The sequence below is a fragment of the Janthinobacterium sp. GW823-FHT01H08 genome (genome assembly GCF_058797855.1).
Window position 1 is genome coordinate 3,064,608 of record NZ_CM179504.1, and the last position, 15,035, is coordinate 3,079,642.

A 15,035-nucleotide genomic window follows, 5' to 3' on the forward strand; every position below is an offset into this window, starting at 1 on the left:
CTCATGCCGTAATCCCGTGAAGAAAGGCCGATGGCCTGCCGGGCGCGCTAGTGCGACACCAGCACCGGTAACGTCATCTCTTGCAGCACCGTGCGCGTGACGCCGCCCAGCAGCGCCTCGCGCAGGCGCATGTGGCCGTAGCAGCCCATCACGACCAGGTCGCAGTGCCGCTGGGCCGCCATGGCCAGCAGGGCCGTGCCCACGTCCTGGCCCGGCGGCGTGTCGTGCTGCAGCACCTCGACGTTGACGCCGTGGCGCGCCAGGTACAAGGCCAGGTCGGCGCCCGGCTGCTCGCCGTGCGCGGCCGGCTGGGCGTGCGAATTGACGACGGCCAGGGTCACTTGCCGGGCCCGCTGCAGCAGCGGCAGCGCATCGGTGATGGCGCGCAGCGCTTCGGCGCTGCCGTTCCAGGCCAGCAGCGGATGCTGCGCGATGGCCGCTGGCGCGGCGCAAGGCGCGTGCGGCACCATCAGCACGGGCCGGCCGCAATGGAGCATCAGGTATTCGGCCGTGCCGGCGATGACGCGCGACGGCGTATCCTGCGCATCCGTCTGGCCCAGGATCAGCAGGTCGCAATAGCGCGCCTGCAGCAGCAGCGCGCCTTGCGCATCGTCGTCGACGAAGCGCGTTTCGTAGGTGCCCAGGCCTTCCTCGCGGGCAATGCGCTCGAAGTCGTGCAATGCCTCGCTGGCCTGGGTGCGCAGCGCCTGCATCTGCGCCGGTGCAAACTGCAGCGCGTTGACGCCGCCGCCATATGCGTAGCGCGAAATGCCGCTCATGGCCGAGCCGATCAGGTGCGCGCCTTCGGCAACGGCCAGGCGCACGGCCAGGCGGATGCGCTGGGCGCAATGGCGGGAATTGTCGACGTGGACCAGCAGGGTGGTGTAGGGCATGGCGTTTTCCTCGGTTGTTGGTTGTCAGGTCTGCAGCACGTAACTGCCCGGCGCATCGCCCAGGTCGGGTCCCATGGCCGGCGGCGCCGCTTGCGCGCCCGGGCGTTCTGCCAGCCAGGCTTGCCAGGCGGGCCACCACGAACCGTCATGGTGCGCCACCTCGCGCTGCCAGCTGTCCGCGTCGATGTAGGGCGCGTCGTGGCGGTGCGTGGCCAGCTGGTAGCTGCGGTGCGGCTGGCCCGGCGGCGAGACCACGCCCGCATTGTGGCCGCCCGAGGTGAGCAAAAAAGTGACGTCCGTGTCGGTCAGCAGCTGCAGCTTGTAGACGGAGCGCCACGGCGCCACGTGGTCCGTCAGTGTGCCGACGGCGAAGACGGGCGCCTTGATGTCGGGCAGGGCGATGTGGCGGCCCGCCGTGCGGTAGCGCCCTTCGGCCAGGTCGTTGTGCAGGAACAGACGGCGCAGGTATTCCGAATGCATGCGGCAGGGCATGCGCGTGGCATCCGCATTCCAGGCCATCAGGTCGCTGTCCTGTTCGTCGAGGCCAAGCAGATAATGGCGCAGCTGGCGCGACCAGATCAGGTCGTTCGAGCGCAGCAGCTGGAAGGCGCCCGCCATCTGTTTCGTATCGAGATAACCCTGCTTCCACATGGCCGCTTCCAGGAAACTGACCTGGCTCTCGTCGATGAACAGCGACAGTTCGCCCGGTTCCTTGAAGTCCACTTGCGAGGCCAGCATGGTCAGGCTGGCCAGGCGCATATCGCCGTCGCGCGCCATTGTCGCGGCGGCGATCGCCAGCAGGGTGCCGCCCAGGCAATAGCCGGCCGCGTGCACCTGCGGCGCGCCCGTGATGCGGATGACGGCGTCGAGCGCCTCCATCACGCCCAGCTGACGGTAGTCTTCCAGCGACAGCTCGCGGTCTTCTTCCAGCGGATTTTTCCAGGAAATCATGAACACCGTGTGGCCCTGGCCCACCAGGTAGCGCACCAGCGAATTGTGCGGCGACAGGTCGAGAATATAGAACTTCATGATCCATGCCGGCACGAACAGCAGGGGCGTCGCATGCACCCGGGCGGTCGCGGGCGCGTATTGGATCAATTCGATCAAGTCGTTGCGGTAGACCACCTTGCCCGGCGTGACGGCCACGTTCACGCCCACTTTATACGTGCGCCGGTCGGGCGCATGCGCGCCCATGGCGGCGCGCTGCCAGTCCTCGGCCGCGTGGATCATGCCGCGCGCCAGGTTGGCGCCGCCGCTTGCCAGGGTGGCTTGCTGCACCACGGGATTGGTCAGCAGGAAGTTCGACGGCGCCAGCATGTCGAGCCACTGGCGCACGGTGAACGTGACGACATCCTCGTGGTGCGGCGCGACGCCGCGCACGCCCGTGGTGGCGCGGTGCCACCATTGCTGCTGCAGCAGGAAGCCCTGGTAGACCAGGTTGTAGGGCCAGCGCCGCCAGGCCGGGTCTTCGAAGCGCCGGTCCTGCGGCAGCGGCGCGATGCACGGCGGCTCGGCGGCGCCGCCAGCGATGGCCGATTGCATGGCGTACTGTTGCCAGCGGCCGATCTTCTTCCACGCTTCCTGCAGCAGGGCTTGCTGCTTTGATGGCGCCAGCGCCAGATGGCTAAGCCAGTCGGCATAGGCGTTGCCCAGCGCTGCCGGCGAAATACCGCCCGTAAACTTGCCGAGCCAGGCATTCAGCAGCAGGTCCAGGGTGGCGCCTTCCGGCGCGCTTTCCGGGTAGTCGGGCGCCGGCACGCCTTGCCAGGCGCTGCCCAGGCGCTCATGTTCCACGTTGTGCTGCGCATCGCTCGGTTGCGTCTTGCTCATCCACGGCTCCTGTCATTTTTTTACAGGATAGCAAGAGCTTGTTTAAAAAATTATGATCTACATCAAGTTTGGCCGGATGCGTGCAGCATGTGGCTTGCCGCCTGGATGGCCGCCTCCGTTTCCTGCACAAACAGGCGCAACTGCTCTTCCAGCGCATCGAGGCGCGCCAGCAACGCGTCCTGCGGCGCCTTGGCCGCTTCGCGCTCGATGGCGGCGGCGATGGCGACGGCCGGCGCGGCGCGGAAGTTGGCCAGCAGGCCGGCCAGGGTGTGGGCTTGCCGGCTCACGGTGGTTCGGTCGCCTTCCCGCATGGCCGCCCGCAAGGCCTCCAGCTGCGCCGGCAAGGCGGTCAGGAACGATGCGCCGATGATGCCGATCACGTCGGCGTCGGCCTCGGCCAGCGCGGCGCCGTAGCCGAAGCGCGGCGTGTGCTTGTTTATTTGCAGCACATGCTGCTCGATCAGACTGTGGAAGGCGGCCGCGCGGAACGGCTTGGACAGGTAGTCATCCATGCCGCCGGCGATGCAGCGTTCGCGGTCGCCTTCGAAGGCGCTGGCCGTCATGGCGATGATGACGCTTCTCGGCATGCCTTGCGCTTCGCGCGCGCGTATCTGCGCGGTGGCTTCGAAACCGCCCATTTCCGGCATTTGCAGGTCCATCAGGATCATGTCGAAATGGCCGGCGGCCTGGTAATCGAGGGCGATGCGGCCGTTGGCTGCATGCGTGACGCGGTGGCCCGCGTTCGACAGCAGCACGGTGGCCAGTTCGCGGTTCATGGCGTTGTCCTCGACGAGCAGGATGTCCAGGCCGGGCGTGCCTTCGCTTACGGTCTGGCGCGTCGCCACGGGCGCGGCGCTGGGCATGCCGCGGCAGGTGCCCAGCACGCTCATGGTGATGGCCAGCAATTCCTCGGGACTGGCAGGCTTGAGCAGGTAGCCGTCGATGCCCAGTTCGCGGCAGCGCGCCGCGTCGCCCAGGCTGCCGCAGGACGACAGCACGACGACGGGCACCTGGCTCCAGTGGGGCAGGGCGGACAGCGCCGATGCCGTGTCGAAGCCATTCATGCCGGGCATGGCGAAGTCCATGATGATGCAGTCCGCCGGCAAGGCGTCGCGGCAGTGCTCCAGCGCCGCCTCGCCGGACTCGCAGGCCGTGACCATGGCGCCGCTGTGCTCGAAGATCCGGCGCAGGATGGTCAGGCTGCTGGGATTGTCGTCGACCAGCAGGATGGCGCGTCCCGCCAGCGAGGCGCCGGGCGACGGCAAGGGCTGCTGTTCGCCGATGGGCAAGGCCAGGTCCACGGTGAAGCAGCTGCCCTTGCCCAGTTCGCTCGACAGGCCGATGCGGCCTCCCATCATCGTCACCAGGCGGCGCGTGATCGACAGGCCCAGGCCCGTGCCGCCGAAGCGCCGCGTGGTCGAACCGTCTTCCTGCTGGAAGGCGTCGAAGACGGCCTCCTGCATGTCGGCGGCGATGCCGATGCCGGTGTCGCGCACGCACAGGCGCAGGCGGGCCATGCCGTCGCCGCTGGCGCGCAGCCTGGCGCTGACGACCACCTCGCCCTGCGGCGTGAACTTGATGGCGTTGCCCGCCAGGTTGGTCAGTACCTGGCGCAGCCGGCCCGGGTCGCCGAGCAGGGTGTGCGGCAGCGCGGGATCGACGTCGAGCACCAGTTCCAGGCCGCTGGCCTGCGCCCGCATGGCGTGGGCGCGCATGGTTTCCTGCAGCAACTGGTGCAGGTCGAAGGGGATGCTTTCCAGGGTCAGCATGCCCGCCTCGATCTTCGAGAAATCGAGGATGTCGTTGATGATGCACAGCAGGGCGTCGGCCGAGGCCTTGACGATTTCCAGGTACTTGCGCTGGTGGGCATCGAGGTCGGAATCGAGCACCAGGTCCGTCATGCCCAGGATGCCGTTCATCGGCGTGCGGATCTCGTGGCTCATGTTGGCCAGAAATTCGCTCTTCGAGCGGCTGGCCGATTCGGCCACTTCCTTGGCCAGCAGCAGCGCGCGCTCGGCCGCCTTCTGACTGGAAATGTCGACGATGGTGCCCACCAGACCGTGCAGGCTGCCGTCGGACTTCAGCAGGGCCGCCTTGCTGCACAGGACATCGACCTGCCGCGTGCCGACGATCACCCGGTCTTCATATGTGTGGTTGCCCCGGTCCTGCAGCAGCGCCACGTCGTGCTGCCGCGCTTGCTGCGCCTGCTGCTGCGGCAGGATGTCCGCCACCGTCAGGCCCGCGATGCGCGCCTGGTCGAGATGGAAGAAGGCGCAAAAGGCGCGGTTGGCGCGCAGGTAGCGGCCGTGCACGTCCTTCAGGTACAAGGGGATGGGAATGGTCTCGATCAGCGCATCGACGAAGTTGAGGTTGTGCCGCAGCTCGCGCGCCGCCTGGCGCCGCTCCGTGATGTCCGTCAGGCTGCCGGTGATGCCGGCCAGCTGCCCCAGTCCATCGCGTTCGGCGCGCGCGCACACGTCGATCCAGCGCACGTCGCCGTCGCGGGTGACATAGCGCGCTTCATGGCGCATGCTGTCCACCTGGCCGCCCAGCAGCTGGGCCAGGCCGGCCGCGGCGCGCTCGCGGTCGCGCGCATCGACGAATTGCAGGATATGCTTGCCCAGGCTGTCGGCGGCGTCGAAGCCGGTGATGGTGTGCCAGGCGGGATTGAGGAAGGTCCAGGCGCCGCGCAAATCCGTGCGGAAGACCACCTCGTTGAGGCTGTTGACGACGTTGCGGTATTCGCGTTCGCTTTTCGCGATGGTCTCGGCCATGCGCTTGCTGTCGCTGATTTCCGTGCGGATGGCGATGTACTGGTATGGCTTGCCGGCCGCGTCGAGGAAGGGCACGATGGTGGCGTCCACCCAGTACTGCCCGCCATCCTTGGCGTGGTTGCAGATTTCGCCGTGCCAGACCCGGCCGGCCGTAATGGTTTGCCACATCTGCGCAAAGAAGGCGTCCGGATGCGCGCGCGAATTGATCAGGCGGTGCGTCTGGCCGACCAGCTCTTCGCGCGCGAAGCCGCTGATGGCGCAGAATTTGTCGTTGACGTAGATGATGACGCCGGCCGTATCGGTGACGCTGATAATGGCGTGCTGGTCCATCGCAAAGCGCTGGTTCTGCAGTTCGATGCGGCGCAGCTCCTGCTGCGCCACCAGTTCGGCCAGCAGCACCGACAGGCCCTCGATATCGCCTTCCTGCGGCAGGTGCAGGCCGGATTCGTCGTTGTCGAGCAGGCGCACGGCCGCCACGCGCAGCGACTGGATCACGCGGTTGCGGCTGGCCAGTTCCGTGCGCAGCAGGTCATTCGTCATGCTCAGTTCATTCGAACTCAGTTCCAGGCTGCGCGAGCGCAAGTCCAGGTCGCGTTCGGACTGGTCGTAGGCGCCGTCGATGCGCTGCAGCAGGGCTGGCAAGCCGGCCAGGAAACCGGCCAGTTCACGCGGCGTGTCCGCTTTCCCGCACAGTGCCTGCGCCTGTTCCAGCAAGGCGGCGCAGGCGCTTTCCGAGTCGATATCGCAGACGCGGTTCAATTGGCGGGCGAGGGTGCGGTTCATGCTTCGCTCAACACAGTCACGGTCATCGTCTGGTTGTGCAGCTGGCATGCGCCATGCGGCTGGGCGATGCCGATTTCGCCGTTGGAGTAAAAACCGGCGATACAGGACGCGCCGCCCAGCAGGTCGGCCACCGCTTCGACCTCTTCCTCGGCCCGGTCGCCCATCACCAGCTTGCGGCCCACGCAGCTGACCAGCAGGGCCAGCTGGTCGCCCTGCGCATCGGCATGGGGCACGACGCCGCGCGCGGCCGTCTCGGCCCCGTCGATCAGCCGGTTGGTACTGGAATGCATGAGCTTCAGGTAGCCGTCGGCGAGGATGTCGCCGGCCAGGGTCAGCGAACCCTGTTCTTCGTCGACGGCGAGGATGGTGCGGAAGACATTGCTTTTTTCATGCGCGGCCGTGAGCATTTCAAACGGGAACAGCAGGCCCGACGCGGGCAGATCGCGCGCATGGTCGCCCAGGTACAGCTTGTAGATGTCGAGCGCCCGCGCGCCATCGAGGCCATACAGCACGTTGTCGACGCAGCGCGTCACCTTGCGCGCGGGGCCGAACGCTTCCCAGCCCGCATGGCTGCCGTAGCCGAGGCGGATATGCTCGCCGTACAGGCCGACGGCGACGATGGTATTGTCGGCCGCGCCGCGCGGACCCAGGGTCCAGGTCTGGCGAAAGGCGCCGCCGTCCGCCGCCAGCCCGCCCGACACCGTCACGCCCGGCGGCAGGTTCGCCTGCAGGCCGGCGATGAGGGCGCTGCCGTTGATGGCCACGCCCGTGCCCAGCATGAAGACGGCCGTCAGACCGTCCTGCGGCAGCGCCTGCGCCAGGCGCTCGCCCGCCTCGTGCGAGTCCGCCATGTCGCAGATGATGGCGTCGGCAATCGCCACCGTCGTGCGGGCGAAGCGGATGGCCGTGATGACGCAGCTGTCGTCGTAGACGCGCTTGCCGGCGATCTCGCCGGCCGTGGAGCAGCCGGCGATGACGGCGCCGGGCAGCTGGCGGCGCAGCGCCGCGTTCAGGCCGGGCGTGGCAAAGTAGGGGCAGGCGCCGAACACCAGCACCAGGTCGGGCGCCATGGCGGCCAGGGGCGCCAGGGCGGCATCGAAGTCGGCATGGTTTTTCAGGATCAGTTGTTGCACGCGCATGGCGGGCTCCTCGCTTACAGTGGGTGGGCGTGTTGCGGGACGGGGTCGGGCAGGCTGTCGCGGATGGCCAGCACCTCGTCCCAGGCGCCCAGGAAGGCGTCGAGGCAACGCGGGCAGAAATGGCTGCCCCTGTTTTGCTCCAGGTACTGGCGCGCCTGGGCCAACGGCCAGGCCGGCTTGTACGGGCGCTCCGAACTCAGCGCGTCGAAGACGTCGGCCACGGCGACGATGCGCGCCGACAGCGGTATCTGCTCCTCCGCCAGGCCGTCCGGATAGCCGCTGCCGTCGTATTTTTCGTGGTGGCCGCAGGCGATTTCCTCGGCCAGGCGGATCAGCGGCGAGTCGCTGCCGGCGAGGATATGGCCGCCGATTTTCGCGTGCTGGCGCATGATGGCCATCTCATCGGGGTCCAGCCGCCCCGGCTTGAGCAGAATATGGTCGGGCGTGGCCAGCTTGCCCACGTCGTGCATGGGCGCCGCCTTGAGCAACAGGTCCTGCCATTGTGCGTCGAGGCCCAGTTCCCTGGCGATCAGCGCCGAGTAGCGCGCCATGCGCATGATGTGGGCGCCCGTTTCGGGGTCGCGGAATTCGGCCGCCCGCGCCAGGCGCGTGACCAGTTCCATCTCCCTGGCCGTGACGTTGGCGATCGCCTGTTCCACTTCGTGTTCGAGCAGCTTGGCGCGGTCGGCCAGCATGGTTTGCGCCGTGCGCAGGGCCAGCAGGTTGCGCACGCGCAGGCTGAACTCGATGGTGTCGACGGGCTTGGTGAGGAACTCCGTCACGCCCAGCGAAAAAGCCTGCTTGCGCACGGCGTGGTCGTTTTCGGTGGTCACCATGATGATGGGGATGTCGGCCATGCCCGGCATCTTGCGGAAAATGCTGAGGAACTCGTTGCCCGACAGGCTGGGCATCCGGTAGTCGAGCAAGACCAGGTCCGGCACATGCGACTCGCACCAGTACAGCGCATCGACGGGATCGTTCATGCAGACGGGTTCGATGCTGCTGGCCTTGCCCGCCAGGGTCGCCAGCAGGCTCAGGTTGGTGTCGTTGTCATCGACGATCAGGATGCTCATGGTGTCTCCGGCGGGGCGGGTTCGGGTGGTGGCGTGGCTGGTGGCTGGCTCAGGCCGCCAGTTTTCCGCCGGCGTGCATGCCCATGCCCGCCAGCAGGCTGTCGATGTCGAGCACGATCAGCATGCGCTCGTCGAGGGCGCCGATGGCCGTCACGTGGCCGGCCATGGCTGAACCGTGCAGCTGCGGCGGCGGCATGATCTGCGCCGGCGCCAGCGGCACCACGTCGGCCACGCGGTCGACCACGATGCCGGTGGCGCCATGCGCGAAGATCAGGATGATCACCACGGTCGAGGCGTCGTACGCGGGTTCGGCCTGGCCCAGCGCGATGCGCAGGTCGACCAGCGGCACGATGCTGCCGCGCAGGTGGATGAACCCCTTGAGGAAGGCGGGTGCGTTGGCGATGCGGGTGACGGCGCCGTAGCCGCGGATTTCCTGCACCAGGCCGATGTCGATCGCATATTCTTCCTTGCCGAGTCCGAAGACCAGCAATTCCCGGGCATCCGCTTGCGCCAGCTGGCTCGCTGCTGCGGCATGTGTCGTGATGGTTTCCATGTGCTTGCTCCTGTCAGGTGCTGCGTGATGCATGAAACTGCGAATGGTGTCGGGCGGGATTCAAGCCTGCTCGACGCGGTTGCGGCCATTGTTCTTGGCCTGGTACAGCGCGGCGTCGGCCTGCATGAAGGCCGCCTTCCAGTCGCCGTTGTCGGGCAGCGGCGCCATTCCGATGCTGATCGTCACCGGAATGGACAGCTTGCCGAACTCGAAACGCGTCTCTTCCACGGCGCGGCGTATGCGCTCGGCCACCTGGCAGGCCATGCTCATGTTCGTATGCGGGAACAGGAAACCGAATTCCTCGCCTCCCACGCGGGCGACGACGTCCGAGGCCCGCGCCTGGAACTGGAACACGGCGGCGATGGTTTGCAGGACGGCATCGCCGGCGGCATGGCCATGCTGGTCGTTGACGTGTTTGAAGAAGTCGATGTCGGCGATGCCGATGGCCAGTGGGGTGTGGGCGCGTCTGGCACGCGCGGCCGCGCGCACGGCTTCGACCTCGAAGGCGCGGCGGTTGGGCAGATGGGTCAGCGGGTCGCTCAGGGCGATGCGCTGCAACTGCTGCCAACGGGCCGCATTCTGCTGTTCGAGCGCGCGCTCGCGGCGCTGGTCGATGAAAAAGGCGCCCATGTAGTTTTCGTCGCCGAGCTTGCCCAGGTCCATGGCCTTGAGCACGATGGGCAGCATGGAGCCGTCGTGGTGGCGAATGGCGAAATGGCGTTTGTGCCCGAGTACCCTGGACTTCTTTTCGCCGGCCAGATAGGCGCCGATCTGCGCGCCATGCTGCTCGCGCACGGCATCCGGCAGCAGCGCCTCGATCTGCTGGCCCGCCAGGCTGCCCTGCGCATAGCCGCTCAGCGCATACATGGCGTCGTTCGCATACTGGATGCGTGAAGCGGTGTCGATGATGACGGCAGCGTCTTCTGCGGCGTCGAGCAAGCGCAAGGCCAGGACTTTGTTCATGCGTATCTCCCTACATTGGTGCGGATTTCCCGAGTGGCGAAAGGCACGATGTCATCGCATCGTTTTCGTTTCCCCATGTCAATCATCATACCTCAAATAAAATAGAATGCAATGAATTTCATGATTTTAATGATTTGTGTTTGCCGCACAACTGCCGTCTTGTTTGCAATATTACCTCACAACGCTATGTTTTCCCTCTGTCCGAGACGAAAATCTATCCATTTGTCATCATTTCAAAAGTGATAAATTCATTTAAATTTTTTATTTAAATGTTGTAATTGGTTAAATCATGGAGCAAAATGAATTTGATCTAAGTCAAAAAGATGGCAAATAGAGGCAAGTTGTTGGCAAGGCGCCTCTCGCCACTTGTCAGGATCTGTGCAGGAAAGAGCAGTGTTGTTCAGGCCAGGGCGCGAGCCCGCTTCTTTTCGGGTGGCGCCGCCATTCGCTTGTGTAGGACAGGGGAGACAGAAATGCGTACAAATATGCCGGTAACGAACAGGGAATATGTGCTTCATGACGGTCAGACGGTGGTATCGAAGACTGACCTGAAGGGCAACATCACCTATGTCAACCAGGATTTCATCGATATCAGCGGCTTTTCGGCCGAGGAGCTGATCGGCGCGCCGCAAAACATCGTGCGCCATCCGGATATGCCGGCCGAGGCCTTCGCCGACTTCTGGCGCACCATCAAGAGCGGCAAGGCGTGGACGGGCATGGTCAAGAACCGCTGCAAGAATGGCGATTACTACTGGGTGGAAGCGAATGCCGCGCCGATGCTGGAAAATGGCCAGATGGTGGGCTACACCTCGATCCGCGTCAAGCCCAGCCGGGAACAGGTGGCCGCTGCCGAGCAGGCATACCAGGCCATCAAGCAAGGCGGCACGACGCTGGAAGTGCGCGAGGGCGTGGCCGTGCACCGCTCGCTCATGCGGCGCCTGAATCCGCTGGCGCAACTGACGCTGCGCGCCCGGATGTCCCTCGTGTTCGGCTCGCTGGCGCTGCTGTTCGTTGCCGCGCCGGCCATCTCCTATGTGGCGTCGGGACACGCCGGCATGCCGATGCTGTTCAGCACTCTCTGCGGCGTGGTGTCGTGCGCGGCCGGCGGCTACACCGTGCAGCGCGCGGCCGTGGTGCCGCTGGAGCGCATGCGCAGCGATATCGAGCGCATGAGCGCGGGCGACCTGTCGGGCAACATCAGCGCCAGCGGCAACGACGAACTGACGGCGGTGGCGCAGGCGCTGCGCGTCCTGCAGACGAACGTCAAGCTGCTGGTCGGGCAAATCAAGGAATCGACGGGCGTGGTGGGCCGCGGCGCGGAGGAAATCGCCGCAGGCAATGCGAACCTGTCGCGGCGCACGGAGTCGCAGGCCAGCGCGCTGGAAGAGACGGCGTCGTCCATGGAAGAACTGACCGGCACGGTCAGGCAGAATGCCGACAATGCGCGCGAGGCGAACCGCCTCGTCAGCACCGCCTCCGAGACCGCGCACAAGGGCGAACAAGCCATGTCGCAGGTGATTGCCACCATGGGCTTGATCCAGGACAGCTCGCGCAAGATCGTCGACATCATCGGCGTGATCGACGGCATCGCCTTCCAGACGAATATCCTGGCGCTGAATGCGGCCGTCGAGGCGGCGCGGGCCGGGGAACAGGGGCGCGGCTTTGCTGTGGTGGCGTCCGAGGTGCGCAGCCTGGCGCACCGCTCGGCGCAGGCGGCCAAGGAAATCAAGGTGCTGATCGGCGATTCGGTGGACAAGGTGGGGGCGGGCAGCCGGCTGGTGCAGGACGCCGGCAAGACGATGGGCGATATCGAGCAGTCGGTGCGCCAGGTGGCCGGCTACATGGCGGACATTACGGCGGCCAGCCAGGAGCAGAGCGAGGGTATCGAACAAATCAACCAGGCCATCACGCAGATGGACGACGTGACGCAGCAAAATGCGGCCCTGGTCGAGCAGGCCGCCGCCGCCGCGGCCGGCATGCAGCAGCAGGCCGTGCAACTGGCGACGCTGGTCGATTCCTTCCAGCTGGTGCGCAGTGTGGCGGCCCGGCCGGCAGCCCGGGCTGCCGCGCCGCGCAAGCAGTTATCAGTGACGAGCCTGCTGAAACCGCAACTGGCGTGATGCAGCGCCAGGCGCTGGCGCTGGAAAAGCCCGCTTACACCGCCTGGCTGACGGCGTAGATTAGCAGGCCGGCCAGGCCGCCGACGATGGTGCCGTTGATGCGGATGAATTGCAGGTCGCGCCCGATCGCCAGTTCGATGCGTTCGCTCATTTCTTCCTTGCTCCACAAGTCGAGCCGGCCGGCGATGAAGGCGCCCACCTCGCCCCGGTAGCGCCGTACCAGCGCGCCGCTGCCGGCGACGATGGCGCCATTCAGCCATGTGCGCGCATGTTCGTCCTTGCCCAGTACCTGGCCCGTGTTGCGCGCCACGCTGGCGACGGCTTGCGCCAGCACGGGGGCATCGGCGTGCAGGTCGGCCAGCAGGCGCGCGTGGATGGCGTCCCACAGCTCGCCCAGCATCGCTTGCACCGTATCGCTGGCGATCAGCTGCAGCTGGTAGCGGCGCACCGTGTCCTGCCACTGCGGGTCGGCCTTCAGGTGCAGCGCGCTGTCGGCGATCCAGCCGGCGATGCGCTGGCGCAGCGGGTGGGCCGGGTCGATGCGCACGGCGAGGGCGAATTTTTGCAGCGAGGCGATCATGCGCGGCTCGTACGCCTTCACGGCCTTTTTCACCAGCGCGTTCTCGATCTGGAAGGCGCCCAGCACGAAGTCGCCGATGGCGGCGTGGTGCGCCTCGTCGTCCAGGTAGGCGGCGCCCCGGTCGAGCAGGAAGTCCAGCAGCTGCTGCGGCTTGCCGTCGGCGATCAGCGCGTCGATGCAGTCGGCCGCCACGTCCGATACGTTCAGCTGGCCCAGGTAGCTGCTGGCCTGTTCGCGCAGCAGGCGGCCCAGCGTGTCGTGGTCGGCCATCGCCAGCAGCTGTTTCACCACGCCGGCGCTGGCCATCCCCAGTTGCCGCGCATGGACCTCGTCACTGAGCCAGGTGCCCAGGCGCGCGGCGGGATCGGCTTGCACGATGCGCTCGGCGATGCCTTGCTCGGTAATGAAATGGTTTTCCACGAAGGCGCCCAGGCTGCGCCCGATGTCCGCCTTGCTGTTCGGGATGATGGCCGTGTGCCACAGGGGGATGCCGAGCGGGTGGCGGAACAGGGCGACGACGGCGAACCAGTCGGCGATCGCGCCCACCATCGATGCTTCGGCGAATGCCTCCACATAGCCCCAGGCGGGGTGGCCGCCTCGTTGCGAGCGGGCCACGGCGAAGACCAGCGCGGCCAGCAGCAGCAGGCCGGCGGCCAGCCACTGCATGCTGCGCAGGCGCGCGCGCTTGAGCTGGTCCGTGCTCTGGTCCAGCTGGGCGATGAGGTCGGGGGAAGGTTGCATGGATGGCGGTCTGCACGGTTGCGTGACCGCCATCTTACTGCGATGGCGCAGTGACGGGCTTACTGTTGCGGATGCAGCAGCGAACGGCGGCGCGCGTAGCCGAAATAGATGGCCAGGCCGATCACCAGCCAGATGGAAAAGGCCATCCAGGTGACCCAGCTGAGGAAGGTCATCAGACCCACGCACAGGATCACGGCCAGCGCCGGCACGAACGGCACGCCGGGGCAGCGGAACGCGCGCGGCAGGTCGGGACGCTTCTTGCGCAGCACCACCACGGCGACGGAGACCATGGTGAAGGCGGCCAGGGTGCCGATGTTGATCAGTTCAGCGAGGATGTTGAGCGGGATCGTGGCGGCGATCAGGCCGAAGACGATGCCGACCAGCCAGGTGGCGAAGAACGGCGTGTGGAAGCGCGGGTGCACGGTCGACAGGCGCTTGGGCAGCAAGCCGTCGCGCGACATGGCGAAGATGATGCGCGTCTGGCCGAAGGCCATCACGAGGATCACGGTGGTCATGCCGAGGATGGCGCCCAGGTCGACGAAGCCGGCGATCCAGTTTTCGCCCGCATACTGCAGGGCCAGCGAGACGGGATGGTCGACACCGAGGAATTTCTGATACGGCACGATGCCCGTCATGATGGCCGACACCACCACGTACAGCACGGCGCACACGGCCAGCGAACCGATGATGCCGATGGGCAGGTCGCGCGACGGCTTCTTGACTTCCTCGGCGGCCGAGGTGACGGCGTCAAAGCCGATGAAGGCGAAGAAGACGAGGGCTGCGGCGCTCAGCATGCCGTGGTAGCCGAACGGCATGTAGGGCTGCCAGTTGGCCGGCTGCACGTGGCGCGCGCCGAAGATGATGAACAGCAGCACCACGCCCACCTTGATGGCCACCATGATGTTGTTCAGGCGCGCCGATTCGCGCACGCCCCAGCCCAGCATGGCCGTCAGCAGCAGCATGATGACGAGGGCGGGCAGGTTGATGAAGGTGGTCACGCCGGGCAGGGCGCCCGGTGCGGCCGTCAGGGCCACGGGCAAGGTGATGCCAAAGCCCGACAGCAGCGATTGGAAGTAGCCGGACCAGCCGACGGAGACGGCGGCCGCGGCCAGGCCGTATTCGAGCAGCAAGTCCCAGCCTATCATCCAGGCGGCCAGCTCGCCCAGGGTCGCATAGCTGTAGGTGTAGATGGAGCCGGCCACGGGCACGGTGGAGGCGAATTCCGCATAGCACAGGGCGGCGAAGCAGCAGGCGACGGCCGCCACGACGAACGACAGCGACAGGGCGGGGCCGGCCGTCAGCGCACCCGTGCCGGTAAGCACGAAAATACCGGTGCCGACGATGGCGCCGATGCCCATGAGGACAAGGTCGAACGGTCCCAGCACCTTGGCCAGACCTCCCGGCTTCTTGCTGTGGGCAATCATGTCATCCAAATTCTTGGTTCTAAATAAGCTCACTGTGTCTCCTGGTGGTTTTTGTCATGGCGCCATTGCCGCCTCGTGAGTAGCACGACGCAGCCAGATTCTAGCCCACGCGCCCGTGATTCTAGAAGGAAAACCGTACGCTACCGTGCGCGCCGGCCCTGT

At 66.4% G+C, this 15,035-nt stretch carries 10 protein-coding genes; 1 reads left to right on the forward strand and 9 read right to left on the reverse strand.

The window, feature by feature from the left end; translation table 11 throughout:
- Positions 1 to 47: 47 nt before the first annotated feature.
- The 7 genes from AC3RCG_RS13705 to AC3RCG_RS13735 form a co-directional block, all read right to left on the reverse strand.
- Positions 48 to 893 carry a universal stress protein gene (locus tag AC3RCG_RS13705; RefSeq protein ID WP_070217867.1) on the reverse strand — a complete coding sequence of 282 codons (846 nt, stop codon included), beginning with the start codon at positions 891 to 893 and terminating at the stop codon, positions 48 to 50.
- A 24-nt stretch (positions 894 to 917) separates the two neighbouring features.
- Complete coding sequence (locus AC3RCG_RS13710) at positions 918 to 2,723, reverse strand: PHA/PHB synthase family protein (protein ID WP_492401630.1); 1,806 nt, start codon at positions 2,721 to 2,723, stop codon at positions 918 to 920.
- 62 nt (positions 2,724 to 2,785) lie between these two features.
- Positions 2,786 to 6,280 (reverse strand): PAS domain S-box protein, encoded by a 3,495-nt coding sequence (locus AC3RCG_RS13715; protein ID WP_492401629.1) that lies wholly within the window; start codon positions 6,278 to 6,280, stop codon positions 2,786 to 2,788.
- Positions 6,277 to 7,419, reverse strand: coding sequence for an FIST signal transduction protein (locus tag AC3RCG_RS13720; protein WP_070217871.1), 1,143 nt, complete (start codon positions 7,417 to 7,419; stop codon positions 6,277 to 6,279). Before AC3RCG_RS13720 ends, AC3RCG_RS13715 begins: the two co-directional genes overlap by 4 nt.
- Positions 7,420 to 7,433: 14 nt before the next feature.
- Positions 7,434 to 8,492 carry an HD domain-containing phosphohydrolase gene (locus AC3RCG_RS13725; protein WP_070288156.1) on the reverse strand — a complete coding sequence of 353 codons (1,059 nt, stop codon included), beginning with the start codon at positions 8,490 to 8,492 and terminating at the stop codon, positions 7,434 to 7,436.
- Positions 8,493 to 8,541: 49 nt separating this feature from the next.
- Positions 8,542 to 9,045 (reverse strand): chemotaxis protein CheW, encoded by a 504-nt coding sequence (locus tag AC3RCG_RS13730; protein ID WP_492401628.1) that lies wholly within the window; start codon positions 9,043 to 9,045, stop codon positions 8,542 to 8,544.
- Positions 9,046 to 9,105: 60 nt separating this feature from the next.
- Positions 9,106 to 10,008 carry a GGDEF domain-containing protein gene (locus tag AC3RCG_RS13735; RefSeq protein WP_070288158.1) on the reverse strand — a complete coding sequence of 301 codons (903 nt, stop codon included), beginning with the start codon at positions 10,006 to 10,008 and terminating at the stop codon, positions 9,106 to 9,108.
- 509 nt (positions 10,009 to 10,517) lie between these two features.
- Between AC3RCG_RS13735 and AC3RCG_RS13740 the strand changes: the two genes are divergently transcribed.
- Positions 10,518 to 12,128 (forward strand): methyl-accepting chemotaxis protein, encoded by a 1,611-nt coding sequence (locus AC3RCG_RS13740; protein ID WP_492401627.1) that lies wholly within the window; start codon positions 10,518 to 10,520, stop codon positions 12,126 to 12,128.
- A gap of 34 nt (positions 12,129 to 12,162) precedes the next feature.
- On the opposite strand, the gene AC3RCG_RS13745 is transcribed toward AC3RCG_RS13740, so the two are convergent.
- Positions 12,163 to 13,449 (reverse strand): DUF445 domain-containing protein, encoded by a 1,287-nt coding sequence (locus AC3RCG_RS13745; RefSeq protein ID WP_492401626.1) that lies wholly within the window; start codon positions 13,447 to 13,449, stop codon positions 12,163 to 12,165.
- A gap of 59 nt (positions 13,450 to 13,508) precedes the next feature.
- On the reverse strand, positions 13,509 to 14,906 hold the full coding sequence (gene bcaP, locus AC3RCG_RS13750; protein WP_070223661.1) for a branched-chain amino acid transporter BcaP: 1,398 nt from the start codon (positions 14,904 to 14,906) through the stop codon (positions 13,509 to 13,511).
- Between the last annotated feature and the right edge of the window lie 129 nt (positions 14,907 to 15,035).

Coding starts and splice junctions, on each gene's coding strand:
- AC3RCG_RS13705 (WP_070217867.1), bottom strand. CDS start 893: ATGCCCTACACCACCCTGCTGGTCCACGTCGACAATTCCCGCCATTGC.
- AC3RCG_RS13710 (WP_492401630.1), bottom strand. CDS start 2,723: ATGAGCAAGACGCAACCGAGCGATGCGCAGCACAACGTGGAACATGAG.
- AC3RCG_RS13715 (WP_492401629.1), bottom strand. CDS start 6,280: ATGAACCGCACCCTCGCCCGCCAATTGAACCGCGTCTGCGATATCGAC.
- AC3RCG_RS13720 (WP_070217871.1), bottom strand. CDS start 7,419: ATGCGCGTGCAACAACTGATCCTGAAAAACCATGCCGACTTCGATGCC.
- AC3RCG_RS13725 (WP_070288156.1), bottom strand. CDS start 8,492: ATGAGCATCCTGATCGTCGATGACAACGACACCAACCTGAGCCTGCTG.
- AC3RCG_RS13730 (WP_492401628.1), bottom strand. CDS start 9,045: ATGGAAACCATCACGACACATGCCGCAGCAGCGAGCCAGCTGGCGCAA.
- AC3RCG_RS13735 (WP_070288158.1), bottom strand. CDS start 10,008: ATGAACAAAGTCCTGGCCTTGCGCTTGCTCGACGCCGCAGAAGACGCT.
- AC3RCG_RS13745 (WP_492401626.1), bottom strand. CDS start 13,449: ATGCAACCTTCCCCCGACCTCATCGCCCAGCTGGACCAGAGCACGGAC.